Source organism: Streptomyces sp. NPDC056222 (assembly GCF_042264065.1).
Lineage (GTDB): Bacteria > Actinomycetota > Actinomycetes > Streptomycetales > Streptomycetaceae > Streptomyces.
The window spans coordinates 16,948-43,128 of record NZ_JBHJTL010000069.1 but is presented as its reverse complement, the minus strand read 5'-3'; the positions used below and the strand labels follow the sequence as shown (position 1 = coordinate 43,128).

Sequence of the window (26,181 nt, the reverse complement as noted above, 5' to 3'; positions counted from 1 at the left end):
CCGGGCCCGGGGTTCTTGTGTCCCCTGTTTTTTGGGGGGGGGGCGGCCCGGGGGGGGGGGGCCCCCCCCGCCGCATCGTAAGAGGAGCAGACGATGACTCACATACTCGTCGCGGGCGGCGGCATCGGCGGACTCGCCGCCGCTCTGGCCCAGGCCCGGGCCGGACACCGGGCGACGGTCCTGGAGGGCCGGCCGGAGTTCTCGGAGATCGGTGCGGGAATCCAGCTGGCGCCCAACGCCTTCCACGCGCTCGGCATCCTGGGGGTGCGCGAGCGGGTGGCCGAGCGGGCCGACTTCATCGACGAACTGCGTTTCCTGGACGGCACGTCGGGGCAGCGGGTCGCCGCCATGGAGCTGACCGGCGCGTACCGGACCCGGTTCGGCGGTCCGTACGCCGTGGTCCACCGGGGCGATCTGCACCGGGCGCTGCTCGACGGCTGCCGCGAGGCCGGTGTGGAGCTGCTCGCCGGACACCGGGTGGCCGGCTACCGGCAGACCGGTGACCGGGTGACGGCGCTGACCTCGGCCCGGGAGCGGTTCTCCGCGGACGTGCTGCTCGGTGCCGACGGGCTGCGTTCGGCGGTACGGGCCCAGCTCGTCGGCGACGGCGGTCCGCGGATCTCGGGGCACACCATCTACCGTTCCGTGATCCCGATGGCGGAGGTGCCCGAGGAGCTGCGGTCCAAGGCCGTCACCCTGTGGGCGGGCCCGGGCTGGCATTTCGTGCACTATCCGATAGGCGGCGGCGCGTTCCTCAACCTCGCGGCCACCCGGGACGACGGCGCCCGCGAGGAGATCACCGGGGCGGCCGCGAGCCGTTCGCGGGTCCTGGGCGAGTTCCCCGGACTCTGCGAGGAGGCACGGCGTCTGCTGGAGCTCGGCCGGGACTGGCGGATCTGGGTCCTCTGCGACCGCGATCCGGTCGACGGGTGGGTGGACGGCCGGGTGGCGCTGCTCGGCGACGCGGCGCATCCGATGCTCCAGTACGCGGCCCAGGGCGCCTGTATGGCCCTGGAGGACGCGGTGGTCCTCGGCGGGCTGCTCGGTGCCCGCGCGTCGGTGGACGCGCCGCGGTGGCTGGTGGAGTACAACACGCTGCGGCGGGGCCGTACCGCCCGCACCACCCTGACCGCGCGCGAGCTGGGCGATCAGCTCTACCACGCGGCCGGGGACGAGGTGCCGGTCCGCAACGCGATACTGGCGGGCCTCTCCCCCGCCGGGCTGCGCGACGCCGTGGCGTGGCTGCACGGCTCCACATCGTTCACCGAGACCCGAGAGCCCGCTCTGGCGCTTGCCGAGGCGGCATGACGCGCGGCTCCCCCGGCGCATCCGACGACGACCGCCACCCCGCTTCGAGCGAGGGGTGGCGGTCGTCCCCGTCCCGGGCCCAGGGCCGGCGGTCGTCCTCGTCCCGGCGGTCGGCCTCGTCCGCGCCCACCCCCGCGTACCGCGCCGCCAGTTCGGCCCCGATCCGGGCCAACTCCACCTGCACGGCGGCGGGTTCGAGCACCTCGATCAGGCCGCCCCAGCCGGCCAGGTTCCGGGCGACGTCCAGCGGGGTCGGCGAGGCGAGGCGGATCCGGGCGCGGCCGTCGGCGGCCTCGCCGTCGGCATGGCAGTGGCGTCCGAACCGGTCGCGCAGGACGTTCACGTACCGGGTCTCGACGAGCACGGTCGCCCAGGTGCGCGAGCGCTTGCGCTCCACGTCGCCGACGACCTCCTGCCAGGCCGTGGCGAGCGTGAAGTCGTCCGGGCGCTCGGCGGCTTCGCCGGTCTGCTCCGCGGCACCGATCCGGTCGACCCGGAAGGTGCGCCGCCCCCGCTCGGTGCCGGCGATCAGGTACCAGATGTCGTCCTTGTCGACCAGGCCCCAGGGATCGACGACCCGCTCGGTCCGCTCCCGGGCGCCGTTGGTGTACGTCAGCCGGACCTTGCGCCGGCGGATCACCGCGGCCTGCAAGCGGTCGACCATCTCCGGCCGGTCGCGGTCGCGTTCGCCCCACGGGGTGGGGTCGACCATGGTGGCGTCGGCGGCGGCCTCCGCATCGGCCCGGAAGGTCTGCGGCAGCGCCCGCAACAGCTTGTTCAGCGCGGCCTTGGCGTCCCCGGAGGCCGCCGCGGCCGGGCCGACGAGCAGGAACAGCGCCTGGGCCTCGTTGGCCGAAAGGCCGCTGAGGTCGGTCCGCGCCCCGCCGACGAGCGACCAGCCGCCCCCGCGGCCCGGTTGCGGATACACCGGGATGCCGGCGGCGGACATCGCCTCCAGGTCACGGCGTGCGGTGGCGACGGACACGTCGAGCTCTTTCGCCAGCTCGGCGGCGGTCACCCGGCCCCTGCGCTGCATGAGCAGAAGGGCGGAAACGAGTCGGTCAGCGCGCATGTTCCCAGCTTCTCTCGTAAAGTGCTCAGTTGGTGAGCGCTTTAGGTCGGAGGATGGTTACGGATACGGAACGAAGGAAGGAACCACCCATGCTGCGAGGACTTGCCACCGTCAACTTCTTCGCCGACGACGTGGAAGCAGCCAAGACGTGGTACGCGGAACTGCTGGGAGTCGAGCCGTACTTCGAGCGCCCGGGCGACGGGAAGCCCGCCGCCTACTACGAGTTCAGGATCGGTGACCACCAGACCGAACTCGGTCTCATCGACCGGCGCTACGCCCCGCCGGGCCTGCCCGACGTCCCGGGCGGCGCGATCGGCCACTGGCACGTCGACGACGTGGAGGGCACGCTCGCCCGGCTGCTCTCGATGGGCGCCACGCTGTACACGCCGCTGACCGAGTACGGTCCCGGCTTCGTCACCGCGTCCGTGACCGATCCCTTCGGCAACGTCCTCGGCATCATGTACAACGAGCACTATCTGGAGATGCTGGGCGCCTGACCCGCCCTCCCGGCCCCGGCGGCCCGCACCGCGGATACGACGGTGGCCCCCACGCGGGACGTGGGGGCCACCGTCGTCTGCCGGCCTCTCGAGACCGGCCGGACCGGGTCTCAGGCAGCGGCGGCGGTACGGGCCACCAGCTCGGCCATCTTCTCCACCGTCGGCTCGTCGAAGAGGTCGACCAGCTCCAGCTCGACGCCGTGCTCCTCGCGGACCAGCTCGGTCAGCCGGGCCGCCCGCAGCGAGTCGCCTCCCAGGTCGAAGAAGTTGTCGAGCACGCCGACGCCGTCCAGTTCCAGGACCTTCGACCAGAGCGCGTGCAGCGACTCCTCCAGTTCGCCGACCGGCGCCTGGTAGGCGGTGTCGACGTCCGGGCGGGAGCGCGGCGGCTCGGGCAGCGCGGCACGGTCGATCTTGCCGTTGACGCTGGTCGGCAGTCCGCCGACGACGAAGGCCGCGGGGACCATGAAGGACGGCAGCCGCTGGGCGAGTCCGCGGCGGATCTCTCGTACGGAGGGAGAGGCGCCGGTGTCGGGCTCGATGTAGGCGGTCAGCTGCACATCGCCCTGGCCGTCCTGGCGCGCCAGGACCGCGGCCTGCTGGACGCCGGGCAGCGTGGTCAGGACGACCTCGATCTCGCCGAGGTGGACCCGGTTGCCGCGCACCTTGACCTGGTTGTCGGTGCGGCCGACGATCTCGATGCTGCCGTCCGGCCAGTACCGGGCGAGGTCGCCCGTGCGGTACATGATCGGGTGGCTGGCCGGGTCGATCGGGTTGGTGATCCACTTCTCGGCGGTGGCCTCCGGGCGGCCCAGGTAGCCGGCCGAGAGGCTGACGCCGGCGATGCAGAGCTCGCCCACCAGGCCCGGCGGCAGCGGGCGGAGGTCCTCGTCGAGGACGTAGATGGTGACGTTGGTGGTGGGCCGGCCGATGGGCGGGAGCCTGCGGGCGCGCCCCTCCTCGCCGAGCCGCTCGCCCATCTCGGTGATGTCGCAGCTGGCGACGACGGTCGCCTCGGCGGACCCGTACAGGTTGATGAGGCGGAACGGCAGGCCGGCCGGCGGCCAGGACTGGATGCGCTCGCCGCAGACGCGGATGTTCTCCAGCGGGGTGTCCTCGGGCCACTCCAGCCGCCACAGGCGCTCGGCCATCGGCTTCATCAGCAGGGTCGTGGTGATGCCCTCGCGCAGGAACCACTCCTGGAGGCGGTACTCGGAGGCGACCACGGAGACGTCCGGGATGTGCACGGTGCCGCCGACGGCGAGCACCGGGAAGCACTCGACCTCGATCATTCCGTAGCCGGGTGCCGCCAGCCAGGTGCCCTGGGAGGCGCTGGACATGCCGCACAGCTCGCTCATGCTGTGGATCAGGTTGCGGGCGGCGCCGAAGCGGACCATGACGGCCTTGGGGGCGCCGGTGGAGCCCGAGGTGTAGCAGATGTGGATGAGGTCGTCGGCGCCGACGGGCTCGCTGACCTCGGTGACCGGCTCGGTCCGCCAGTCGTCGGTGTCCAGGGCCAGGACCGGGGCGAGACCCTCGACCTTCGACTCGTGGGCGGCCAGGGTCAGGACGGCGGCGGCCGAGGCGTCCTCGATCATGTAGCGGATCCGCTCCGCCGGGAAGTCGCTGTCCAGCAGGATCGCCGCACAGGCCAGCTTGAAGCAGGCCAGCTGGGCGATGAGGCTCTCCGCGCTGCGCGGGAAACAGACGCCGACCCGGGCTCCGGGCCGCACACCACGGGCCTTCAGCCGGTGGGCGAGCTGGTTGGCCTGCTCGTCGAGCTCGCGGTACGTCAGCCGGGAGCCGGGCAGGATCACGGCCAGGGCGTCGGGGGTGCGGCGGGCGTGCTCGGCGACGCGCTCGTGGAAGAAAGGCTGCGGGACCGGGCCCGCGGTGTCGTTCCACTCCACCAGGGTGCGGTGGAGCTCCTCGCTCGTGAGCAGCGCGATGTCGTGCACGGTGCCCTCGGGCTCGGCGGCCAGGGCGTCGAGCACGCGCTCCAGGTGGCGGGCGTACTGCTCGGCGGCCTGCGCGTCGAACTCGGCTCCGTCCAGGGAGAGTTCGAAGGTGCCTTCGGCCGGGGAGACAGCCAGGGTCAGGGCGGCGGGCGCCTCGCCGGCGGGGCTGCCGACGGTGGTCACGGCCGCGTGCGCCGGACGGCCCGCGGGGGCCTCTGCGCCGTCGGCGGTGCCGGCCTGGGCGGCGGCCTCCAGGAGCTGCGCGGCCGTGGTGTCGCCGGCCACCCGTATCGCGACGGACTCGACGGAGTCCGGCTGTCGTTGCCGTCCGACGAGGAGTTCGGTCTCTCCGGTGTAGCGGTGCACGAGCGCGGCCAGCGCGGCCGTCGCGTACTCCTCGGGGCGGGCCGCGGCGGGCGCGGGGACGGTGAGGGTGTGCCGGTGCGGAGCCGCGGTCCGCGCACCGTCGAGAACGCGGGCCAGGGGCAGGGTCGAACTCGTGTTGACTGCCACGGTGTTGATTCCTCTCGGGAGGTTCACGAAGTCGGAAGGGGCGGAGCCGGGGAGGGGCCGCCGGGCGGGCACCGCGCACGGAGGGGGTGCGCGCGGTGGTGGGGGGCCCGTGGGGTCCCGGCGGTGGGGCGTTGCGGTGGGGGCGTCTTGCTCGGGCCTTGCGGTGGAGCCTTGCCGCGGGCGCGTTGCGGTGAGGGGCGTTGTGCTCGGGCGCTGCCGCGTGCGGGTTGCGTTGGGGCGCCTTACGCTCGGGCCGTGCCGCTTGCGCGTTGCGCTCGGCGCGCTGCGGTGGGGCGCGTTGCGCTCGGGCCTTGCCCCGGCGCGTAGCGGCGGCGCTTCGGGTCGGTGCTCGGCGCCTACGCCGCCTGCGCCGCCTGCGCCGCGCGGCGGGTGGTGACCGCGGCGGCGAGCTCCTCGATCATGTGGGCGGTCTGCGACCAGTCCACACAGGCGTCGGTGACGCTCTGGCCGTAGGTCAGCAGGTCCGTACGGCCGATCCGGAGGTCCTGTCGGCCGGCGGCGAGGAAGCTCTCGATCATGACGCCGGCGACACCCTCCTCACCGGCGGCGACCCGCCGGGCGATGTCGCTCGTGACCAGGGGCTGACGCTCGTGGTCCTTGTTGCTGTTGCCGTGGCTGGCATCGACGACGAGCCGCTGCGGCAGCCCGGCGGCGGCCAGCTGCGCCAGGACGTCGGCGACCGGCTCCGCCCCGTAGTTGGGGCCCGCGCTGCCGCCGCGCAGCACCACATGGCCGTCGGGGTTGCCGTCGGTGCTGACCACGGCGGCCCTGCCGTCGTCGCCGATGCCCGGGTACACGTGCGGGTGGGAGGCGGAGACGATGGCGTCCACCGCGTCCTCGACGCTGCCGCCGGTGGCGTTCTTGAAGCCGATCGGCATACCGAGGCCACTGGTGACCTGGCGATGCACCTGGCTCTGGACCGTACGGGCGCCGATGCAGCCCCAGGAGACCGCGTCGGACAGGTAGTGCGGCACCAGCGGGTCGAGGAACTCGCAGGCGACAGGCAGGCCGCTGCCCGCGATCTGGGCCATCAGCCCGCGGGCCAGCCGCAGCCCGCTGGGCAGGTCCTGCGAGCCGTCGAGGCGCGGGTCGCTGAGCAGCCCCTTCCAGCCGACCCGGGTGCGGGGCTTCTCCACGTACACCCGCATGACGACGAGGATGCGGTCCTCCAGCTCGGCGGCGAGCGCGGAGAGCCGCTCGGCGTAGGTGAGGGCGGCGTCCGGGTCGTGCACGGAGCAGGGTCCCGCGATGACGAGGAGACGGTCGTCCTGGCCGGAGAGCACGCGGGCGATCTCGCGCCTGGCTCTCTGGGTGGTCTTGCGGGCGAGTGGCGGCAGCGGGATCTCCTCGCGGAGCTCGGCGGGCGTGGGCAGCCGGGCGGCGGCGGGGATACCGGTGAACGTCTCGGTGGGGGCGGTGGCCGGGGTGCGGACGAGGCTCATCTGCGTATGTCCTTTCCTGAGGGGAGGTGAAGGGCGTGGTGGGGCGGGAAGGTCAGATCCCGTCGGCGGTGAGGACCGCGGCGGAGAAGGTGAAGCCCATGCCGGTGCCGATGACGAGGACGCGGTCCCCGGGGCTCAGCAGGTCGTTCTTCAGCAGGTGGTCGAGGCCGTACAGCTGGTCGCAGGGGCCGAGGTGACCGATGGTCAGGCCCAGTTCGTGCAGTGAGTTCCGCGGGGCGATGTCCAGGTGCCGTACGAAGCTCTCGCGGTGCAGGGTCCGGCCGACGAAGGGGGTCACCAGCCAGTCGATGCCGTCCGGCGCCACGTCCGCCTCGTCGAGGGCGCGGCCGACGACGCTGCGGGTGCGCTCGACCGACCGGGTCTGCACATCGCGCAGCGACACCTCGCCGGTGGCGAGGAACTCGCGGGTCCTGCGGCGCATGTCCGGCTGCTCGCCGGGCGCGGTGCGGAAGGGCTCGGCGCCACGGGAGAGGCCCTCCAGGACGGTGTCGGTCTCGCTGACCAGGGACCGCAGGCGCAGCCGGCCGGTGTCGCGGGTGACCACGGCGGCCGCGGCGCCGTCGCCGAAGACCATGCCCGGCGAGGTGTACCAGCGGTTGCTGGGCGGCGCGAAGCGGTCCGCGAGGGTGATCAGGGCGGAGGGCACGTCGGGACGGGCGATCAGGGTGGAGGCGGCGACGTCGAGCGAGGCGAGCGAGCCGTTGGACCAGGCGGCGACGGTCATCGGCATGCTGTTGAGGGTGGGGCCGAGCAGCTCGCGGGCGATCCAGCAGGCGGCCGGCCACATGTCGATGCCCTGGAAGTGGCCGTGGCTGTGCAGGACGAGGGAGTCCGGGTCGACCGTCGCGCCCTTCTCGCCGGCCTCCTTGATCGCCTGCCGGCCGGCGGTGACGGCCATCTCCGGCGGCGCCTCGGCCGAGCGGGAGTAGCTGATCATGCCGGTGCTGGCGGCGGCGTCGGCCGAGTAGGAGCCGTCGGCCACCGCCTCGTCCACCGGCACGGATTCACCGAGGGTGCCTCCGGTGCCGGCGATCCAGATGTTGTCGAAGCGCATCGGACAGGTCCTTCCTGGGTGGGCGCGGTGGGGGCGGGCCGTGGCGGTCCGGCCCGGACTTCTGTTACCGGTTACGACGTTATGCAGGTATCGGAGTGGGGACAACGGCCTCCCGATAAAGCTCCGTTACCTCTCCGAGCAGCCCGGAGAGGATCTCGGCCAGCAGCTCGCCGCCACGCCGGGTCAGGACCGAGGCGGGGTGGAACTGCACCGAGGCGAACCCCGGACCGCGCAGGGCGTGCACCTCGCCCGTCTCCTCGCGGAACACCCGGACCTGCCCGGGACGGGCGGTGGGGCTGTCGATCAGGTCCTGCTGGGCGTGGGCGGCGAAGGTGTTGTAGAAGCCGACGGGTTCGGTGCGGCCGAAGCACTCGATGTGCCGCTGGAGCCCCTGGGTGGGCATGGGGTGCCGGACGAGCGGAAGCCCGAGCAGCGTGCTCAGCACCTGGTGGCCGAGGCAGACGGAGAGGAACGGGATGCCCCGGTCGAGGAGTTCGGCGGTCACCTGCCGCATTCGCGCGATCTTGGGATCGGCGGTGTCCCTCGGGTCGCCGGGCCCCGGCCCGACGATGACGAGGTCGTGCGCGTCGATCCGGAAGTCCTCGTCGTAACGCTTCACCACGATCCGCAGCCCCTGGGCCTCCAGCAGATGGCGGGCCATCGCCGTGAAGGTGTCCTCGGCGTCGATCACCAGCACGCGCCGGCCGGCCAGGCCGTCCACCGGGCGGCTGCGCTCGGCGGGCGGCCGGAACCAGAAGTCGGCCAGCGGCTCGTTGCGGGCGGCCAGGGCACGGAGCACCTCCGGGTGCGCCTTGAGGGCGGCCGCCGCCCGGGCCTGTCCGCCCGGTGCGCCCGTCGGGGAGCGCAGCGCCTCGATGAGTCCGGCCGCCTTGGCCCGGGTTTCCGCGGCCTCGCCCGCCGGGTCGGAGTCGCGGACGAGGGTGGCGCCCACCGGGATGCGGACCTGTCCGGCCGCGTCGATCTCCGCCGTACGGATGAGGATGGCCGAGTCCATGCTGCGGGCGCCGTGCTCGTCCCTGCCGATGAGGGCGGCCACCCCCGCGTAGTAGCCGCGCCCCTCGGGCTCGTGACGGCTGATCACCTCGCAGGCGCTCTCCAGCGGGCCGCCGGTGACAGTGGGTGCGAACAGGGTCTCGCGCAGGATGTCCCGTACGTCCAGGGAGCTCCGGCCCTCGATGAGGTACTCGGTGTGGGCGAGCCTGGCCATCTGCTTGAGGGCGGGGCCGGTGACCCGGCCGCCCAGGTCGCAGACCCGGCCCATCATCTTGAGCTCCTCGTCGAGCACCATGTACAGCTCGTTGGCCTCCTTCGGGTCGGCGAGGAAGTCGAGCAGTCCGGTCAGGTCGGGGCCGTCCGCCGGATAGCGGTACGTGCCGCTGATCGGGTTCATCACGACCTGGCCGGCGTCCAGGCTGATGTGGCGCTCCGGGGAGGCGCCCACGAAGGTGCGGTCCCCGGTGTGCACGACGAAGGTCCAGTAGCCGCCGGGGTCGCGGCCCGCGAGCCGGCGGAAGAAGGACAGCGCGGTCCGTGCCGACCAGTCGTCGATCCGCGCCGTGAAGGAGCGCTTGATGACGAAGTTTGCCCCGGCACCCCTGCCGATCTCCTCGGTGAGCACACGGCGCACCCGGGCCGCGTACTCCTCGTCGTCGGCGTCGAAGGACCCCTCGTCCATCGCGATCGGCAGGTCGGGCAGCGCGGCGAGCACCTCGTCGAGCGGCAGCACCGCCTGGTCCTCGACGTCCATGGTGAGGAGCGGCGCCCCGTCGTCGGGGCAGGCGTAGCCCCGCTCGCGGATCTGCCGGTACGGCAGCAGCGCCAGGACCTCGTGCCGTGCGCCGCCCGGCGCCTCGGCGGGCAGCGGGATGTCGGCGATCAGTTCGCGCTCGGCGGTCGGGCCGACGATCAGGTCGATCCGGTCGGGCCCGGTGGCACCGGGCCGGTGCAGCAGCGCGAACGGTGGCGGATCGGCGCCGAGCACCCGGGCGAGCAGCGGGTGGAGGCTCATCGCGCGCCTCCGTCCAGCGCGGCCAGGACCGCACGGGTGGAGACGGTGACCGAGCAGCGGGAGGAGACGTACTCCAGCGTCTCGCGGTGGCGCTCGGCGGAGAAGTCGGCGACCGCGTCGCCCACCACGAAGGTCTGGATGTCGTGGGAGAAGCCCTCGTGGGCGGTCATCAGGATGCCGACATGTGCGTAGACCCCGCAGATCACCAGCTGGTCGCGGCCGGTGTCGCGCAGCACGGCGAGCAGATCGGTACGGCAGAAGGCGCTGGGCCGCCACTTGGTGAACACCCGGTCGCCGGGGGCCGGCGCGATCCGCTCCGGAATGGCCCGGTGGTCCGGGTCGGCGCTCATCCCCGCGCCCCAGAAGTCCTTGAGCAGTCCGCGCTGCTGCTCCGTCATCCCGCCGGGCTGGGCGGTGTAGACGACCGGCGCGCCGACCGCCGCGAAGGCGCCGCGCAGCGCCTCGGTGTGGTCCATCAGATCGGACAGCGGCTGACGGCCCTCGTCCGGGCCGCCGTGGCCGAAGGGGCTCAGGAAGTAGTTCTGCAGGTCGTGGACGAGCAGGACCGCGCGGTCGGGGTCGACCGTCCAGGGCGCGGTGTTGCGCGGCAGCTCGTCCTCGGCCGGCATGGGATAGGAGTCGATCAGAGGAATGGCCATCGTGGCTCCAGGGATAAGAGGAGGAGGAACGGGAACAAGGGCGCGCGGTTCAGACGCCGAGCGCGGCGCCGCCGTCCACCGTCAGACCGTGCAGGGTGATGTGCGCGGCCCGGTCGGAGAGCAGGAAGAGCACGGCGTGCGCGATGTCCTCGGGCTGGGCGAGCTTGCCGAGCGGGATGCCCAGGCGGTACGTGCCGGGCGAGCCCTCGACGGAGGGGCGGGCCGCGTCGCCGTCGGCGTACATCGCGGTGAGCATCGGCGTCTCGGTGGAGCCGGGCGCGACCACGTTGCAGCGGATGCCGTAGCGGGCCAGTTCGAGCCCCAGCGTCTTGGTGAAGCTGGTGGCGGCGGCCTTGGAGGCCGCGTAGGCCGCCATGTTCCAGCGCGGGATGCCCGCCGCGTTCGAGGCGACCGTGACGATCGCCCCGGACCGGCGCGGCACCATCCGGTTGGCGACCGCGCGGCTGACGTGGAAGACCCCGGTGGCGTTGACGGCGAAGGTGGTGTCCCAGTCCTCGTCGCTGTAGTCCGCGACCTCGCCGGTACGCAGCACACCGGCGGCGTTCACCAGATGGTCGAGGGGCCCCAGTTCACGCTCCGTACGGTCGACGGCGGCGTCCACCTCGCCGCTGGAGCGCACGTCCACGCCCAGCGCCAGGACGGACGCGCCCGCCGTCCTCAGCTCCTTCGTCAGCGGTTCCAGGGCGAGCGGATCGGCGTCGAGCAGCGCGACGCGCACGCCCTCCGCGGCCAGGGCCCGGGCGACGGCCGCCCCGATTCCGCCCGCCGCCCCGGTGACCAGGGCCGTCTTGCTGTTCATCGCCGTTCCTTCCGGTCGGTGGGGAGGGTGACCAGGCCGGCCTTGGCGAGCCGGCGGACCGCGAGCGTCTCGGTGCGCTGCCGCAACCGGGCGGCGACCGCGTCGGCGTCGACCCCCAGGCAGCGGACGGTGAAGGAGCTCAGTGCCTCCAGGTAGTCGGCCTCCAGGGCCTCCTCGTCCAGGCCGGTGGACCGGCCGTCCTCGATCAGGACCCGGCCGGCGACGATCACGGTGTCCACGTCCATGGAGCCGCCCAGAGCGAGGAAGCCCTCCAGCGGACGGGGGTTGAGGAGATAGCGCCAGTCGTCGGCCTTCACCAGCAGCAGGTCGGCCTGCTTGCCCGGTTCGAGGCTGCCGATCCGCTCGCCCTGGTCGAGCCCTCGGGCGGGCAGTCGGGTCGCCATCGCCAGCGCGTCGGTGGGCAGCACCTCGGTGGGGTCGGCGTACATCTCGTTGTAGATCTGCCACGCCACCCGCATGGACTCGGCCATCCCTCCGATCGGCATGGCGGCGCCGTCGGTGGAGAGCGAGACGTCGAGTCCGGCCCGGCGGAACTCCGGGAACAGCCGGGTCTCGGTGAGGGACGCCTCCCCCGCGGGGCCGTACTTGGCCGGCGAGTGGCTGATGTGCGCACCCGCGCCGATCAGCAGGGCCCGCTCGCCCGCGTCGGCGAACGCGCAGTGCACCGCCATGAACCGGTCGGAGAGCAGCCCGAGGTCGGCGAAACGCCGCACCGGGGTGGAGCCGTGGTACGCGAGCATCACCTCGGCCTCGTTGCGCAGCGCGCCGACGTGGGCGGCGAACGGAACGTCGAAGCGGGCCACCAACTCGGCGAATCCCGCACCGAGTTCATCGGTCATGTTGGTGCCGTAGACGGCGGTCGGCCAGGCCCGGACGAGCCCCTCGGGGTCGTTCGCGCAGTCGATCAGGAGCTTCTCGATGCGCTGGAGTTCGTCGTCGGCGTCGCGGGTGCGGCGGAAGCGGGTGTCCCCGGGGGCGCACACCGCGTCCGAGGCCCAGGTGCTCACCGTGAGGCGCATCCCGAGGTCGCGGGCGGCGCGGGCGAGCGCCTCCGGCTTGTTGAGGGAGCCGACGTCGCCCAGGGCGGTCACACCGGAGCGCAGCTGCGTCCACATCGAGTACCGGGCGATGGCGAGCGCCTCGTCGGGCGTGAGGCGGTCCACCTGTCCGTGGAAGGAGTCGAAGATGACGGAGATCTGCGGGACGTCGCCGCCGAGCGCCATGAACACGGGCTTGTCGTCGCGGTCGGAGGCGTCGCGCAGCGCACCCTTGAAGGGGAAGCGCATCGCGAACATCTCGTGCCAGTGCGGGTTGACGAAGCCGGGCAGGATCATCCGGCCCCGGGCGTCGATGGTCCGCAGCACGGCGCGCTGTTCCGGCCGGATGTAGGCCTCGACCTCGGCGACCGGGCCGACCGCGATCACCACGCCGTCCTCGGCGAGGACGGCGCCGTCGGGGACGACGGTGTCGGCGGAGTCCGCCGGGTAGAGGCAGCCGCCCTTGACCAGCAGGGCGCTCATCACGCCACCTCCGCGGTCCGGGTGTTCCAGGCGGCGGTGAGATGGCGGTGCCAGTCGTCGAGGGTGGGGGCGGCGGCGAGTTCGGCGAACTCGGCGGGCAGGCCCTGCCTGCGCCAGCGGGTGACGAGGCGCATCATCTCCAGCGAGCCGAGTCCCAGGTGGACGAGATGGGCGTCACCAGGGATGGCGTCGGGCTGTGCACCGAGGACGGCGGCCACCTCCTGGCGGAGTTCGACGGCGGAGAGCGGTGAGGTGCGCGGTGCGGTACGTGCGGCACGTATGCCGGCCATGGCGGTTCACCCTTTCTGTGAGGTCGAGAGAGACGGAACGGGCGCGGGCGCGGCTGCGGCCGTGGCGTCCGGTGTGGCCTCGGACGTGGCCTCGGGCCCGGGCGCGGGGGTCCAGCGGCGCGGCAGGGAGGGGTCCGCGGCGGCTGCCGAGAGCACCTTCTTGTCGATCTTTCCGAGGGGTGTCAGCGGCAGGTCCGCGACGAACTCGGCGCGGTCCGGCAGCTTGTAGTCGGCGAGCCCGCGTGCGTGCAGCGCGGCCTTGAGGTCGGCGAGGGAGGGCACCTCCCCGTCGGGGCGGCCGACGAGGAAGGCGTAGATCCGCTCGCCGAGGAACTCGTCCGGCACCGGCACCACGGCCGCCGCGGCGATCCCCGGGCAGCTGAGCAGATGGGCCTCCACCTCGCCGGCCGCGATCTTGTCGCCGCCGCGGATGACGACGTCCTTGAGCCGTCCCCGGACGATCAGGCGGCCGTCCTCCGTGAGGCTGGCGAGGTCACCGGTGCGGTAGAAGCCGTCGCTCGTGAACGCCCTGGCGTTGTGCTCGGGGGCCCGGTAGTAGCCGCGCAGGGTGTACGGGCCCCGGGTGAGCAGCTCTCCGGTGACCCCGACGGGCACCTCCTCCCCCCGCTCGTCGACGATCTTCAGCTCGTCGAACGGGGAGACCGGCCGCCCCTGGGTGTGCAGGACGGAGTGCGGGTCGTCGTCGGGCCGGGACATGGTGAGGAGCCCCTCCGCCATGCCGAAGACCTGCTGGAGCCGGCAGCCGAGTTCGGGGGTGACGCGCGCGGCGAGCTCCGGTTCGAGCCGGGCCCCGCCGATCTGGAGGACCTTGAGGCTGGACAGGTCCGCGTCGGACCACTCGCGCTCGTCCAGCCAGAGCCGGGCGACGGTGGGCACCACCGAGGTGAGGGTGACGCGCTCCCGCTCGATCAGCGCGAAGCAGTCGTCCGCGGTGGGGTCCGGGGCGAGGACGACGGTGCCGCCGGCCGAGAGGGTGCCGACCACTCCGGGGCAGCCCCACGTGAAGTTGAACTCCACCGGCAGCGCGGCCAGATAGACGTCCTCGGGGGTCAGACCGGCGAGGGCGCCGACCGTACGGGTCTGGTAGGCGTAGTCGTCGTGGGTGCGCGGGATGAGCTTGGGCAGCGCGGTCGTCCCTCCGGAGAGCAGGAAGAAGGCCACGTCCGAGGGGTCGTTGGCGGGCAGCTCGACCGGGTCGGCGTCCACCGCCTCCAGCGGGACGACGGCGGGCGAGGAGTTCTCCCCCTGGGCGTAGATCCTGCGCAGGGCCGGCAGTTCGGCCGCCATCTCCAGGGCCAGCGCGGTGTGGTCGAAGCCGCGGAAGACGCCGGGGACGACATATCCGGTGGCGCCCGACAGCTCGCACAGGTGCCGGATCTCGTTCGAGCGGTGGGAGGTGAGCGAGAAGACCGGCTTGGCGCCGGCCCGGAACAGCGCGAACGCCACCTCGACGAACTCCGGCACGTTGGGCAGCTGGAGCACGATCCGGTCGCCCGGTTCGACCCCCTGTCGTACGAATCCGGCGGCGCGGCGGTCCACCCGGTCGGCGAGTTCGGTGTAGCTGATCCGGGTCTCACCGGCGACGAGCGCGGTGGCGTCGCCGTACCGGTCGGCCCAGGCACGCGGCAGCGACCCGAGGTCGGTGCCGTTCCACACGCCCTCCCGGCGGTAGTGCTCGGCCGTCCCGGCCGGCCAGGGGGTGCATCCTTCGAGCATCACTGGTCCTCCTCCTGAGGTGCGGTGCCGTTGTCGGTGCCGGCGACCGGCAGATAGGGCGCGGTGATCTCCACGACCGCGCAGGCGACCTCCATGCCGGGGCCCGCCGCGAGCAGCAGCACGCGGTCGCCGGGTGCGACCTCGCCCCGTGTCCAGAGGCGTTCGAGCCCGATGAACGGGTCGGCGGCGCCGACGTGCCCGATGTGGCGGGTGAACTCCCAGGTGCCGTGGGCGGCTTCGACGTCCAGCGGGTCGAGGTAGATGGTGTGCAGGGCGCCGTCGGAGTAGCCGGTGTGGCAGATCCGCGCCACCTTCTCCAGGTCGGTGTCGGCGTCCACCAGGGCGCGGTCCACCGCTTCGGCAACCACGTCGCCGAGGTGCACCTTCGGCGGCGCCGCGCCCTCGGCCCACCGCTTGCGCCAGTGGTCGCTGCGCTCCTCGAAGTTGAGGGAGCGGCCGACGGTGATGCCGGGCGGGAAGAGCTCCTCGCCGCCGCGGTGCAGCTCCTCCATCGACGGGGCGGAGACCGAGCCGACCGACAGCAGCCGGGCGAAGCCGTCCCGCCGGGAGACCACCGCGGCCGCGCCGCCGTCGGCGAGGAGGAACAACCGGGAGGAGTTCCAGCGGTCCACCAGAGGTGCGGAGAAGTTGTCGGCCGCGGTGAGCAGGACGGCGTCCTTGCCGTCGTCGGCGGCCAGCCGGTGGGCGGCCATCTCCAGGGCGGTCAGCATCCCGAGGCAGCCGGGGCCGACCTGGGCCGCGCCGACCGGCCGGTCCAGCGTGCGGTGCAGGACGTAGTGCGGGGCGGACCAGCCGTCGGGTCCCTGGTGGTAGGTGGCGCAGTGCAGCAGCGCGCCGTAGTCGTCGGGGGTGAGCCCGGTCCGGCCCGCCCTGCGCAGCGCGGTGCGGGCGGCCCGTACGGCCATCTCGGGGGCCGGGAGCTCACCGGCCACGCGGACGGCGAGCATCCCGGACGCCTTGCGGTCGGCCTCCTCGTACCAGCCGTGGGCGACCGCGTCGGCGGTCGTCACCTCGTCCGGCAGCCAGCTGCCGACGCCGGCTATGTAGAGCTCGGCGGCGACCCTCATCGCGTACCGCCCGCCCCCGCGCCGGCGGGCACCAGGAACCGCGCGACGCTGTCGAGCTTCTCGCAGGTCTCCTCGAACTCGCGCTCCGGCGTGGAGTGTCCGACGATGCCGGCGCCTGCCCGCAGCCAGGTGCGCCCGTCCTTGCGGTAGGCGCTGCGCAGCACCAGGGCCGCGTCCATCGCTCCGGTGTGGTCGACGGTGAGGACCGCGCCGCTGTACAGGCCGCGGGACTCCGGCTCGTGCCGGCGTATGGAGTCGTACGCGGCCGACTTCGGCACGCCGGAGGCGGTGACGGCGGGGAAGACCGCGCCGAAGGCGTCCCAGGCCTCGCGGCCGGGGGCGAGCTTGCCGGCGACTCGGGAGGCGAGGTGCTGGACGCTGCCGCGCTCGCGAATGGCCATGAACTCCGGCACCTCGACCGAGCCCTCGACACAGACGTCGACCAGTTCGTCGGCGCCGACCTTGACCGAGATGGCGTGCTCGTAGACCTCCTTGGGCGAGCCGAACAGGTCCGCGCGCAGACCCTCGTCGGTGAGCAGGTCGCCGGTGAGGGCGCGGGTGCCGGCCAGCGGCTGGCTGACGACCCGGCCGTCCTCGGAGACCTGGACGACGATCTCCGGGCTGAAGCCGATGGCCTCGGTGCCGCCCAGGTTGAGCATGAAGGAGCGGGCGGGGTTGTTGCCGCGGCGGCCGGCCACGTAGGTGCCGGTCAGGTCGACGTCGTCGTCGACCTCGACGACGCGGGAAAGGATCACCTTGTGCAGCTGTCCCGCGTTGATCTCGTCGACGGCGAGCCGCACCGCCTCGCGGTACTGGGCGCCGCCCGTGGCGTGCACGTCCAGTGGGCGGGGCTGCCCGTCCAGGGTGGGGCCGGGGTTGGCGACGGTGGTGAGGAGCGCGTCGAGGGTGGCCTGGTCGGAGGCGCGCAGCAGGGCGTGGCCGGCCTCGAAGCGGACCTCGGCGCGCGGCACGACGAGGTGCATCAGCCGGCCGTCGCCGATGCCGTCCAGGTTGCCGTCCTTGGCGTAGGAGAGCTCGAAGGTGGCCCAGCCGTAGGCCCTCCAGTACGGCACGGTGACGGTGTCGAGCAGCTCGGACACCAGGCGCAGGGGCTGGTCGTTCCACGGGCGGAAGGCGTCCGGGACGTCCTCCTGGGTCAGCCGGGCGCCGGTGCGGTCCAGCGTCAGCTCGGCGCGGACGCCGCCCGCGTAGGACCAGCTGCCACCGTTCTCGTAGACGACGTACGACTCGTGCAGACCCGAGTCGGCGAGGCGGGCCGCGACCAGCAGCGGGTCCTCGGTGAGCTGGAGCTGGGTCTCGAAGTAGTGGCGCGAGGCGATGGGGCTCATCTGAAGGTTCCTCCTCCGTAGCTGTTACCTCCAAAAACGATACGTAGGTAACGGCCGCCGCCCCAGGGCCCGTTGATTAGCCCTTCTGATCGGAGTGCGAACCCTCGCCCGGCCTCTGCTTGGATGCCCCCATGGGAACGCTTCTTTACGTCACCGACCTCGGCTATCAGGCGCGCGGGCGTCGCTACTGCGACGAGGACATCTGGCTCTCCGGCCGGCTCCGCGAGGAGTTCGAGGTCGCGCTCTGCCATCCGCTCGACGCGGCCGCGCTGATGGACCGCTTCGACGCCGTCGTCGTACGCAACAGCGGGCCCGTGATCCACTACCAGGAGGCGTACGACGCCTTCACGCGCGCCGCGCGCGAGGCCGGCGTGCGCATGTTCAACTCGCTCTCCGGCAAGGGTGACATGGCCGGAAAGGACTATCTCCTCCGCCTGTCGAGGGAGGGATTTCCGGTCATTCCCACGGCGGGACGCCGCGAGGAGTTCGACCGGCTGCCGGAGGCCGACGAGTACGTCGTGAAGCCCCTGCTCGGCGCGGACTCGGTCGGCCTCAGGTTCGTGGAACGGGCCCGGCTCGACGAGGTGGACCCGGCCGGGATGCTCGTCCAGCCGCGCATCCTCTTCACGTACGAGGTGTCGTTCTACTTCGTCGGGCGCACCTTCCAGTACGCGCTGTACGCCCCGGACCCGGAGGCCCGCTGGAGGCTCGAACCGTACGCGCCGACCGCGGCGGACCTGGAGTTCGCCCAGCGCTTCGTCGACTGGAACGCCCTGGACTTCGGCATCCAGCGCGTGGACGCGTGCCGGGCCCCGGGCGGGGAGCTGCTGCTGGTGGAGCTGGAGGACCTGAACCCGTACCTCTCGCTCGACCTGGTGGGCGAGGCGGAGCGGGAGGCGTTCGTCGACGCCATGAAGGGGTCACTGCGGGAGCTGCTCCGGGACACCCCTTAGGGAGTGCCCCGAAGGGCCGTGGTCGGCGGCCTCACGCACTGCGCTTGCGCGGGGTCGCCTTCTTCGCCGTCGTCTTCTTGGCCGCCGCCTTCTTCGCGGTGGACTTCGCCGTGGATTTCGCCGTGGATTTCGCCGCCGACTTCGAGGTCGACTTCGCCGTCGCGGCCTTGCCGCCCGCCCCCGCCTTGGACGTCGACTTGCGCGCCGGTGCCGCCGTCTTCTTCGCGGCCGTCTTCGCCGTGGACTTCCGCGCGCCCGTCTCCTTCGGGGTACGCGACGACGTCTTGCGCGGCGCCAGCTCGGTCACCTCGGCGACCCCGCCCTCCCCGCGCGCCTCCTTCGCCGCGCGGACGCTGCTCTCCAGCGCGGCCATCAGGTCGATGACCCTTCCGCCGCCCTCCGCCTCGGGCTCCGGTGGCGCGACCCCCTCGCCGCCCTCCGCCTTCGCGGCGATCATCTGCTCGACGGCCTCCCGGTAGTCGTCGTGCAGGGTGGTGATGTCCACCTCGCCGAGCGTGGCCATCAGGGCGTCCGCCAGGTCCAGTTCGGCCTCCCGGATCGCGACCGGCGTCTCCGGGGCCACCCCTTCGGGGGCGCGGATCTCGTCCGGCCAGAGCAGTCCGTGCATGGCGATCACGTCGTCCACGACCCTGAGCATCCCCAGCCGCTCCCGTCCCCGCAGCGCGTACTTCGCCACCGCCACCTTGTCGCTGCGCTTGAGCGCCTCCCGCAGCAGGGTGTACGGCTTGGCGGCCGGGACGCCGCTCGCCGAGAGGTAGTACGCGGCGTCCATCTGGAGCGGGTCGATCTCCCCGGCCGGCACGAAGGCCACGATCTCGATCGTCTTCGCCGTCGGCAGCGGCAGGGACGCCAGATCGTCGTCGGTGATCGGGATCATGGTCCCGTCGGCGTCCTCGTACGCCTTGCCGATCTCCGCCTGGGAGACCTCCTCGCCGTCCAGCTCGCACACCTTGCGGTAGCGGATCCGGCCGCCGTCCTCGGCGTGGATCTGGCGGAAGGACACGGACCGGCTCTCGGTGGCGTTCACCAGCTTGATCGGGATGCTGACCAGGCCGAAGGAAATGGCGCCGTTCCAAATGGATCGCACGTTTCATCCCTTTCGCACGAGATTCCCGGAATCATGGGATTCTCATCGTATGACGCCGATCACAGAGGTGGAGGGGCGGCGCCTGGCGCTCAGCAACCTGGACAAGATCCTCCACCCGGCCACCGGCACCACCAAGGGCGAGCTGCTGCACTACTACGCCACCGTCGGCGCCGCGCTCCTCCCCCATCTGCGCGACCGCCCGGTGTCCTTCCTGCGCTACCCGGACGGTCCCGAGGGCCAGCTCTTCTTCACGAAGAACCCGCCGCCCGGCACACCCGCCTGGGTGAAGACCACCCCGGTGCCGCGCTCCGAGGACCCGCGCGCCCGGCAGGTGATGATCCAGGACCTGCCCTCCCTGATGTGGGCGGCGAACCTGGTGGTGGAGTTCCACACGCCGCAGTGGCGCGCCGACTCCCCCGCAGTCGCCGACCGGATCGTCTTCGATCTCGACCCCGGGCCGCCCGCGACCGTCGTGGAGTGCTGCCGGGTGGCGCTCTGGCTGCGCGAGCGGCTCGCCGAGGACGGCTTGGAGGCGTTCGTGAAGACCTCCGGCGCCAAGGGCCTGCATCTGCTCGTACCGGTGGAGCCGACGCCCTCCGACCAGGTGTCGGCGTACGCGAAACAGCTCGCCGTCCGGGCCGAGGCGGACCACCCCGCCCTGGTCGTACACCGGATGGCGCGGGCCCTGCGGCCGGGGAAGGTCTTCGTCGACTTCAGCCAGAACGCCGCCGCCAAGACCACGGCCACGCCCTACACCCTGCGGGCCCGCCGGCGGCCGGCCGTCTCCGCGCCGGTGACCTGGGAGGAGGTCGAGGCGTGCGGTGACCCCGGCGATCTCGTCCTGCTGATGAACGACATGGCGCCGCGTCTGGAGCGGTACGGGGATCTGCTCGCGCCGCTCTTCGACGCGGACCGGGCCGGAGCCATGCCCTGACACGGGCGTCGCGTCACTCGAAGTCGGCGGCGGACTCCTCGGGCGTCAGGTCCGGTCGCAGGCGCAGCCAGGACGGCTGGCGCAGCAGCCCGTTCCGGGTGCGGACGGCGTACCGGACCTCGCCCACCAGGCGCGGCACGACCCAGTGCGCCCCGGCCACCGGCGGCACCTCCGAGAAGGGGCAGTCGTCGATCTCGGCGGCGTGCAGCAGCCGGGCCAGGGCGGTGCGCTCGGACTCGCTCCAGCCGGTGCCCACGCTGCCGACGTAGCGCAGACCGCCGGCGTGACGCTGCCCCATGAGGACCGATCCCGGCAGGCCGGACAGCCGTCCGCCGCCGGGCAGCCAGCCGCCGACGACGATGTCCGCGGTGCGCATGTTGCGGATCTTGATCCAGTTCTTCGAGCGCACCCCGGGCTCGTACCGGGAGGTGATCCGTTTGCAGAGGAGTCCTTCCAGGCCGTGTTCGCGGGTCGCCCTGAGCGCGGCCTCGCCGTGGCCGACCAGGGCGCGCGGCGTGGACCAGGCCGGGCCTTCCAGCGCCAGCCCTTCGAGCTCCTGGCGCCGCTCCGTCCAGGGCAGACCGGTCAGCAGCCGGCCATCGAGGAACACCAGGTCGAACAGGACGGCGTGCACCGGGTCGCTCACCGCCATCCGCCGCGCCCGGGCGGGCGAGCCCGCCAGACCCATCCGGGGCTGGAGCCGGGCGAAGTCGCTGCGCCCGCTCTCGTCGAGCACCACGATCTCCGCGTCCAGCACCGCCGCCCGGCCCGCGGGCAGCGCCCGGCCCAGCGCCCGGAGCTCCGGGTAGGCGGCGGAGACGTCCTCGCCGGACCGCGAGCGCACCACGAGGCCGCCGTCGCCGCCGAGATAGAGCATCGCCCTTTGGCCATCTTGCTTGGTCTCGTAGGCCCACGCGGCGTCCCGCCCGGGGGGTGGCAGCGCGCCGGGCGTGGCGAGCATCGGCGCGATACGAGGAAGATCCACGGGTCAGTCCTCACCCGGGGCGGCCGCCACTACTCCCCGATCCCGGCCGATTCAGCCATGAGAGACACGGAAGGCACCCGGAAGCGGCGGTTCGCGCCGCCCCGTGCGCCGAACGCACCCCGGGGCAACTCCCGGAGCGTGCCGGGCGCGTGGCGCAAAGCATGCGCCCCGGGGGCGGTTCGTGGACCGCGTCCGGTCAGCGGGTCCTTGTTGTCGGGACCGTGGTGCACACTTGCTGCCTGGTACAGCGCTCACGGGGAAGGCGGCGGCCGGCATGCTGACGGGGATCGAGGAGGTCGACTGGGCCTCGCTGGGCCATGCCTACGGCCCCGCGGACGATGTGCCGGGACTGTTGCGCGGACTCGCCTCGGCGGATCCGGCGGAGCGCGAGCTCGCCCTCGACGGGATGTACGGCGCGGTGCACCACCAGGGCGATGTCTACGACTCGACGCTCGCCTGCATCCCCTTCCTGCTCGAACTCGTCGCCGATCCGAAGGTCCAGGACCGGGGCGGCATCGTCGAGTTGCTGACCAGCATCGGCGGGATCGATCTGAGCGACGACGACGAGCTGGACCAACTGGACCCGGACGACGAGGAGTTCATCCCCGCCGCCAACTACGCGATGGCGGCTGCCGCGGTCGCCGCGGGGGCGGACGTCTTCCTCGGTCTGGTCGGCGACCCCGATCCCGAGGTGCGGCTGGCCGCCCCGTGCGCGCTCGCCTCGCTGCACCCCGACCCGGCGCGCGTCCTGACCCTGCTGCGGGAGCGGCTGACGGTCGAGTGCGAAACGGAGGTGCGGCTCGCCCTGGTGGAGGCCGTGGGGCGGATCGCGCGGCGGCACGAGTCGCTGCGGGCCGAGACGGTCGAGTGGCTCGGCTGGCTCACCCACGCCGCACAGGCGCCGGGCCTGCGGCTCGCGGCCCTCGCCCAGCTGGCCCGGTGCGCGCCGGGCGAGGTCCCGGACGACGTCGTGGAGCGGGTGACGGACCTGCTCGACGAGGTGCGGACCACACCCGTCGAGCCGGCCCACCCCGAGAGCCCCCGGCCCTCCACGCCCACCCTGATCGGGCAGGTCCGCGAGCTGTTCGAGGAGCGCTCGGCCGGGCGCCCGACGCCGTGGACCGACGAGCTGATGCGCACGCTCCACACCGCGCTCGACGACCGTGTGGACGACCGGATCGCCCTGGTCCTCTCCCAACTGCGCAGCCCCGACCGGTCCCAGAGAGCGGACGCGATCTGGCTGTGCGGCGGGTTGATACGGGTGTGGCGCGGGCGGTACGAAGAGGTGGTGCGGCTGGTCGGGACGCAGCTCGCCGACCCCGACCCGAGGCTGCGCGAAGCCGCCGCCGCGTTCCTGGAGGGGCTGTTCGAGCTGACCGGCCCCGCGGTCGACACCCTCGCGGCGTGGCTCGCCGCCCCGGGCCCCGGAGCGTCCGACGGCCGGGCGAGGGCGCTGCTCGCCCTCGCCAGGTCCGGGGACCCGCGGGCGGTGCCGCTGCTCGCCCGGGCCCTGCGGGAGCCGGAGGTGCGGCGCGATCTGCTGTACGCGGTGCCGACCCTGGGCCCCGCAGCCGTCCCGCTCGCCCCCGCGCTGCGCCGCCGGCTGGCCCGGGTCGAGCTGGACGACCGGCTGTACGACCACGCGGCGCCGCTGCTCTTCGCGCTGGCCTCGGTCCGGGGTGTCCAGGCTCTGCCCGAGGTGCTGCGGGTGCTGCGCGGGGCGCCGCCGAACCGTAGGGACTGGGTGCAGGAGGCGGCGCTGCGGGCCATCGCGGCCTTCGGGCCCGCCGCCCGGGAGGCGCTGCCGGAGGTGCGGGCGCTGCTGGGGAGCGACGCGGCGGGGGTCTCGGCGCAGGCGGCGCTCGCGCTCTGGTCGGTGGAGGGCGACCGCGGTGCCGTGCTGCCGGCCCTGGAGGCCCGGCTGAGTTCCGGCGCGCCGGACGCCGACCGGTGCGTGGCCGCCCGGGCCCTGGGCGAGATCGGCCCGGCTGCCGCCTCCGGAGCACCGGCCCTGCTCCCCGGTCTCACGGCGCGCGACCTGTGGGTGCGGGTGCGGAGTGCGACGGCCCTGTGGCGGGTGTCCGGGGACGTGGAGTCGGCGCTCCCGGTGCTGATGGCGGGCTGGGAGGAGAACCGGCACGCACGTGTGGACATCGCCGAGTGCCTGGCCGAGATGGGCCCCGCGGCCGCGGCGGCGGAGGGGCTGATCCGTGCGGAGCTGGCCCGGCGCCGTCGTCACAACGTGCGCGAGAGCGGCTTCAGCAGCCATGACGTCCACGAGGACGAGAAGCTGCTCACCTTCTGCCGTGCGGCGCTCGACCGGATGGAGCTGTAACAGCTCCCCGGCGGCGCCCATGGGCGACCGTGACGAAGCGGTAATATCGAACATTTGACCTTGAATCCATCACGCTTTCGCAGCGCGGATCCGAGGCCCCGACACACACGCCCACCGGTGCGAACCCGGGACCTCGACCGCCGAGACCGGCGGAGGCGCTGCTCCACAGCGTCGCCGAGGTGCGGACCGGGGACCCGATCGAGGCGTGCCGGACGACGGCTCCACGGCCGTCGCCGGGGTCCGCGCGATCCAGCAAGTAGACAAAAAGGACTTCCCTACGAATAAGGTCTACGGGAAGACCGACCGTCCCGAGCTCCGGCCGATCACCTGCGGGGCCCGACCAAGGACGGTCACCGCACCGACACCATCAGCACCGAGGAGCAGCGTGAGACCGCGCGGACGGCCGCTCGTCGCCGCCGTGGCCCTGGCCGCGGCGGCACCGCTCGTGCTCTCCGGCTGCGGCGGCGTGGGTGGACTGGAGAGCGCGGGCCCCACGCCCACCGCCGTCGGCCCGGTCCGCCTCTGGCCCGACCTGCCGCCGGCGAGCGAGCCGCCCCTCGACTACGGCGAGACCGACACCCAGAGCGTCCCCGGCATCAAGGCCCCCGACAACGACGTCCACCGCGTCGACGCCCTGGCCGTGGTCCGGGCCGAGGCGAACGCCCACCCCGACACGTACTCCGGCGCCGACGGCATGTACGAGGAGACGGCCCGGCAGATCGGCCGGTGCACCACCGAGCCCGCGAAGTGTCCGGTCATGCGGCCGTACTACCGTGATCTGACCGGCAACGGCCGCGACGAGCTGATCGTCGGCATCCGGATGCCCGATCAGCAGGTCGGCCTGCGGGTCTATCTCGCCGAGAACGACGGCCTCACCCGGATCATGTCCACCATCGACCAGGTCATCAGCGTGGAGCTGGCGGGCCGGGACGTGATCGTACGGGCCGCCTCGGCCGGCATCCCCGGATACGAGTACCGCACCGCGTGGTCCTGGGACGAGCAGCAGCGCGCGATGCTGCCGACCCGGGACGAGATCGTGCGCGTGAAGCCGCCGGTCCCGTCGCCCTCCCCGACCCCCGAGCCCCGTTTCGTGGAGCCCACGGCACCGCCCTCCCCGTCGCCGACCCCCTTCCCCTCGGCCGACGTGCTCTCCGGAGAGCCCCGGTGACCCGGCGCGCGCGACCGCGCCTGCCTGCCTGGACGGCCACCCTCACCTGGAAGTCCACGGTCTTCATCGCGGTCATGTGCTGCGCGCTTGCGGCGCTGCTCGGCGTGCTCGTCCATGTCTCGGTGGCGGGGCAGACCGTGAACGACTCCCGCGAGAGGGCGCTGACCCGGCTCACCGCGGCCACCCGGGCCTACGAGGCGGGCGATCCGCTCCCCCGGTTCACCGGTATCGACCCGGAGGGCCTGCCCGGCTCGCTGCGCGCCCTCGCCCTTCGGGGCGAGCGCGGCACGGTGGTCGTGGAGCACGAGGGCCGGCCGACGATGTGGGCGGCGGGCCCGGCGGACGGCCGAGCTCTCGCCGTACAGCTGGACTACACGACGAGCGCGGAGACCATCGACGGGCTCGACCGCTCGATCCTGGGCTCCTCGGTCCTGGCGATCGTGGCCACGCTGCTCCTGGGCGCCTTCGCCGTCACCCGGGTCACCCGGCGGCTGCACCTCACCGCTCAGGTCGCCCGGCGGATCAGCGCGGGCGACCTCGACGCGCGGGTCAACGACCCCCGTACGAAGGACCCTTCGCGCCACCAGGACGAGGTGGCCACGGTCTCCGGGGCGCTCGACACGATGGCCTCCTCGCTCCAGCGCAAGCTGCAGACCGAGCAGCGCTTCACCGCCGATGTCGCGCACGAGCTGCGCACCCCGCTGACCGGCCTGTCGGCCGCCGCCGAACTGCTGCCGGAGGGGCGGCCCTCGGAGCTCGTACGGGACCGGGTGAGGACGATGCGCGACCTGACCGAGGACCTGCTGGAGATCTCCCGGCTCGACGCCCGCAACGAGACGGTCGATCTGGCGGTCCACGACCTCGGCCCGCTCGCGCGGCGGGTGGTGCGCGCGTCGGGGACGGAGACCGAGGTGCGGATCGTCCGGGACGCCACGGTCGAGACGGACAGGCGGCGCCTGGAGCGGGTCCTCGGCAATCTCGTGACCAACGCGCACAAGCACGGCGCGCCGCCGGTGGTCCTGACCGTGGACGGCGCGGTCGTCACGGTGCGGGACCACGGTCCCGGATACCCGGAGTACCTGCTGGCGACCGGGCCGCAGCGGTTCCGTACGGAGAGCGGCGGCAAGGGGCACGGGCTCGGTCTCACGATCGCGGTGGGGCAGGCCGAAGTGATCGGGGCGGAACTGGTCTTCGGCCGGGCGCCGGACGACGGAGGCGGGGCGCTGGCGCGACTGACCCTGCCCGAGTACGTGGCCTTCGACCCGGTGGAGGCCGAGCCGGAGCCCTGACGGCGCACCG

Annotated in this window: 21 protein-coding genes; 7 read left to right on the top strand and 14 right to left on the bottom strand. The window is 73.2% G+C overall.

From position 1 onward, the window contains the following. Positions 1-93 precede the first annotated feature (93 nt). On the top strand, positions 94-1,308 hold the full coding sequence (locus ACFC0D_RS27265; RefSeq protein ID WP_376441133.1) for an FAD-dependent monooxygenase: 1,215 nt from the start codon (positions 94-96) through the stop codon (positions 1,306-1,308). On the opposite strand, the gene ACFC0D_RS27260 is transcribed toward ACFC0D_RS27265, so the two are convergent. Continuing rightward, positions 1,262-2,380 carry a helix-turn-helix transcriptional regulator gene (locus ACFC0D_RS27260; RefSeq protein ID WP_376441130.1) on the bottom strand — a complete coding sequence of 373 codons (1,119 nt, stop codon included), beginning with the start codon at positions 2,378-2,380 and terminating at the stop codon, positions 1,262-1,264. The two genes, ACFC0D_RS27265 and ACFC0D_RS27260, sit on opposite strands and share 47 nt — an antisense overlap. 89 nt (positions 2,381-2,469) lie before the next feature. Between ACFC0D_RS27260 and ACFC0D_RS27255 the strand changes: the two genes are divergently transcribed. Continuing rightward, positions 2,470-2,877 carry a VOC family protein gene (locus tag ACFC0D_RS27255; RefSeq protein ID WP_376441127.1) on the top strand — a complete coding sequence of 136 codons (408 nt, stop codon included), beginning with the start codon at positions 2,470-2,472 and terminating at the stop codon, positions 2,875-2,877. Between the two features lie 110 nt (positions 2,878-2,987). Here the strand turns inward: ACFC0D_RS27255 and ACFC0D_RS27250 are convergent, their stop codons facing one another. The 11 genes from ACFC0D_RS27250 to ACFC0D_RS27200 all read right to left on the bottom strand — a co-directional run bounded on the left by ACFC0D_RS27250 (position 2,988) and on the right by ACFC0D_RS27200 (position 17,399). Beyond that, entirely contained in the window at positions 2,988-5,348 is a 2,361-nt protein-coding gene (locus ACFC0D_RS27250; RefSeq protein ID WP_376441124.1) for an amino acid adenylation domain-containing protein, read from the bottom strand. A 356-nt stretch (positions 5,349-5,704) separates the two neighbouring features. Further along, positions 5,705-6,811, bottom strand: a complete 1,107-nt coding sequence (locus ACFC0D_RS27245) for a 3-deoxy-7-phosphoheptulonate synthase (RefSeq protein WP_376441121.1) — start codon at positions 6,809-6,811, stop codon at positions 5,705-5,707. 52 nt (positions 6,812-6,863) lie between these two features. Further along, positions 6,864-7,886, bottom strand: a complete 1,023-nt coding sequence (locus ACFC0D_RS27240) for a ketoacyl-ACP synthase III family protein (protein WP_376441118.1) — start codon at positions 7,884-7,886, stop codon at positions 6,864-6,866. Positions 7,887-7,965: 79 nt separating this feature from the next. Beyond that, the gene (locus ACFC0D_RS27235; RefSeq protein ID WP_376441115.1) at positions 7,966-9,915 is read right to left on the bottom strand and encodes an anthranilate synthase family protein; all 1,950 of its coding nucleotides are present in this window, start codon (positions 9,913-9,915) and stop codon (positions 7,966-7,968) included. Next, on the bottom strand, positions 9,912-10,574 hold the full coding sequence (locus ACFC0D_RS27230) for an isochorismatase family protein (protein WP_376441113.1): 663 nt from the start codon (positions 10,572-10,574) through the stop codon (positions 9,912-9,914). The genes ACFC0D_RS27235 and ACFC0D_RS27230 overlap by 4 nt, the downstream gene beginning before the upstream one ends. Before the next feature lie 49 nt (positions 10,575-10,623). Beyond that, complete coding sequence (locus ACFC0D_RS27225; protein ID WP_376441110.1) at positions 10,624-11,394, bottom strand: 2,3-dihydro-2,3-dihydroxybenzoate dehydrogenase; 771 nt, start codon at positions 11,392-11,394, stop codon at positions 10,624-10,626. Continuing rightward, complete coding sequence (locus tag ACFC0D_RS27220) at positions 11,391-12,935, bottom strand: amidohydrolase family protein (RefSeq protein WP_376441107.1); 1,545 nt, start codon at positions 12,933-12,935, stop codon at positions 11,391-11,393. Before ACFC0D_RS27220 ends, ACFC0D_RS27225 begins: the two co-directional genes overlap by 4 nt. Then, positions 12,935-13,225 carry a phosphopantetheine-binding protein gene (locus ACFC0D_RS27215; protein ID WP_376441105.1) on the bottom strand — a complete coding sequence of 97 codons (291 nt, stop codon included), beginning with the start codon at positions 13,223-13,225 and terminating at the stop codon, positions 12,935-12,937. The genes ACFC0D_RS27220 and ACFC0D_RS27215 overlap by 1 nt, the downstream gene beginning before the upstream one ends. Positions 13,226-13,231: 6 nt before the next feature. Beyond that, complete coding sequence (locus tag ACFC0D_RS27210; protein WP_376441102.1) at positions 13,232-14,962, bottom strand: (2,3-dihydroxybenzoyl)adenylate synthase; 1,731 nt, start codon at positions 14,960-14,962, stop codon at positions 13,232-13,234. After that, a complete protein-coding gene (locus ACFC0D_RS27205) occupies positions 14,962-16,050 on the bottom strand; it encodes a ketoacyl-ACP synthase III family protein (protein ID WP_376441099.1) in 1,089 nt (362 codons plus the stop codon). The genes ACFC0D_RS27210 and ACFC0D_RS27205 overlap by 1 nt, the downstream gene beginning before the upstream one ends. Beyond that, positions 16,047-17,399, bottom strand: a complete 1,353-nt coding sequence (locus tag ACFC0D_RS27200) for a salicylate synthase (protein WP_376441096.1) — start codon at positions 17,397-17,399, stop codon at positions 16,047-16,049. Before ACFC0D_RS27200 ends, ACFC0D_RS27205 begins: the two co-directional genes overlap by 4 nt. Positions 17,400-17,530: 131 nt before the next feature. On the opposite strand from ACFC0D_RS27200, the gene ACFC0D_RS27195 reads away from it, so the two are divergent. Beyond that, positions 17,531-18,352 carry a hypothetical protein gene (locus ACFC0D_RS27195; protein WP_376441093.1) on the top strand — a complete coding sequence of 274 codons (822 nt, stop codon included), beginning with the start codon at positions 17,531-17,533 and terminating at the stop codon, positions 18,350-18,352. Positions 18,353-18,383: 31 nt separating this feature from the next. On the opposite strand, the gene ACFC0D_RS27190 is transcribed toward ACFC0D_RS27195, so the two are convergent. Next, positions 18,384-19,460, bottom strand: coding sequence for a Ku protein (locus ACFC0D_RS27190; protein WP_376441090.1), 1,077 nt, complete (start codon positions 19,458-19,460; stop codon positions 18,384-18,386). 49 nt (positions 19,461-19,509) lie between these two features. Here ACFC0D_RS27190 and ligD point away from each other — a divergent pair, with 49 nt between their 5' ends. Next, positions 19,510-20,394: a non-homologous end-joining DNA ligase gene (ligD, locus tag ACFC0D_RS27185; RefSeq protein ID WP_376441088.1), complete on the top strand. Its 885-nt coding sequence runs from the start codon at positions 19,510-19,512 to the stop codon at positions 20,392-20,394. 13 nt (positions 20,395-20,407) lie between these two features. On the opposite strand, the gene ACFC0D_RS27180 is transcribed toward ligD, so the two are convergent. Then, entirely contained in the window at positions 20,408-21,379 is a 972-nt protein-coding gene (locus tag ACFC0D_RS27180) for an ATP-dependent DNA ligase (RefSeq protein ID WP_376441085.1), read from the bottom strand. Positions 21,380-21,653: 274 nt separating this feature from the next. Here ACFC0D_RS27180 and ACFC0D_RS27175 point away from each other — a divergent pair, with 274 nt between their 5' ends. The 3 genes from ACFC0D_RS27175 to ACFC0D_RS27165 all read left to right on the top strand — a co-directional run bounded on the left by ACFC0D_RS27175 (position 21,654) and on the right by ACFC0D_RS27165 (position 26,171). Beyond that, positions 21,654-23,714 carry a PBS lyase gene (locus tag ACFC0D_RS27175; protein ID WP_376441082.1) on the top strand — a complete coding sequence of 687 codons (2,061 nt, stop codon included), beginning with the start codon at positions 21,654-21,656 and terminating at the stop codon, positions 23,712-23,714. A gap of 385 nt (positions 23,715-24,099) precedes the next feature. Further along, entirely contained in the window at positions 24,100-24,882 is a 783-nt protein-coding gene (locus tag ACFC0D_RS27170; protein ID WP_376441079.1) for a hypothetical protein, read from the top strand. Continuing rightward, complete coding sequence (locus ACFC0D_RS27165; RefSeq protein WP_376441076.1) at positions 24,879-26,171, top strand: ATP-binding protein; 1,293 nt, start codon at positions 24,879-24,881, stop codon at positions 26,169-26,171. Before ACFC0D_RS27170 ends, ACFC0D_RS27165 begins: the two co-directional genes overlap by 4 nt. Positions 26,172-26,181: the final 10 nt, after the last annotated feature.

What these genes read in the sequence shown, in the direction of transcription:
- ACFC0D_RS27240 (WP_376441118.1), bottom strand. Translation starts at nt 7,886, where the DNA reads ATGCGCTTCGACAACATCTGGATCGCCGGCACCGGAGGCACCCTCGGT.
- ACFC0D_RS27235 (WP_376441115.1), bottom strand. Translation starts at nt 9,915, where the DNA reads ATGAGCCTCCACCCGCTGCTCGCCCGGGTGCTCGGCGCCGATCCGCCA.
- ACFC0D_RS27260 (WP_376441130.1), bottom strand. Translation starts at nt 2,380, where the DNA reads ATGCGCGCTGACCGACTCGTTTCCGCCCTTCTGCTCATGCAGCGCAGG.
- ACFC0D_RS27205 (WP_376441099.1), bottom strand. Translation starts at nt 16,050, where the DNA reads ATGAGGGTCGCCGCCGAGCTCTACATAGCCGGCGTCGGCAGCTGGCTG.
- ACFC0D_RS27210 (WP_376441102.1), bottom strand. Translation starts at nt 14,962, where the DNA reads ATGCTCGAAGGATGCACCCCCTGGCCGGCCGGGACGGCCGAGCACTAC.
- ACFC0D_RS27215 (WP_376441105.1), bottom strand. Translation starts at nt 13,225, where the DNA reads ATGGCCGGCATACGTGCCGCACGTACCGCACCGCGCACCTCACCGCTC.
- ACFC0D_RS27245 (WP_376441121.1), bottom strand. Translation starts at nt 6,811, where the DNA reads ATGAGCCTCGTCCGCACCCCGGCCACCGCCCCCACCGAGACGTTCACC.
- ACFC0D_RS27230 (WP_376441113.1), bottom strand. Translation starts at nt 10,574, where the DNA reads ATGGCCATTCCTCTGATCGACTCCTATCCCATGCCGGCCGAGGACGAG.
- ligD (WP_376441088.1), top strand. Translation starts at nt 19,510, where the DNA reads ATGACGCCGATCACAGAGGTGGAGGGGCGGCGCCTGGCGCTCAGCAAC.
- ACFC0D_RS27265 (WP_376441133.1), top strand. Translation starts at nt 94, where the DNA reads ATGACTCACATACTCGTCGCGGGCGGCGGCATCGGCGGACTCGCCGCC.
- ACFC0D_RS27175 (WP_376441082.1), top strand. Translation starts at nt 21,654, where the DNA reads ATGCTGACGGGGATCGAGGAGGTCGACTGGGCCTCGCTGGGCCATGCC.
- ACFC0D_RS27200 (WP_376441096.1), bottom strand. Translation starts at nt 17,399, where the DNA reads ATGAGCCCCATCGCCTCGCGCCACTACTTCGAGACCCAGCTCCAGCTC.
- ACFC0D_RS27220 (WP_376441107.1), bottom strand. Translation starts at nt 12,935, where the DNA reads ATGAGCGCCCTGCTGGTCAAGGGCGGCTGCCTCTACCCGGCGGACTCC.
- ACFC0D_RS27225 (WP_376441110.1), bottom strand. Translation starts at nt 11,394, where the DNA reads ATGAACAGCAAGACGGCCCTGGTCACCGGGGCGGCGGGCGGAATCGGG.
- ACFC0D_RS27195 (WP_376441093.1), top strand. Translation starts at nt 17,531, where the DNA reads ATGGGAACGCTTCTTTACGTCACCGACCTCGGCTATCAGGCGCGCGGG.
- ACFC0D_RS27255 (WP_376441127.1), top strand. Translation starts at nt 2,470, where the DNA reads ATGCTGCGAGGACTTGCCACCGTCAACTTCTTCGCCGACGACGTGGAA.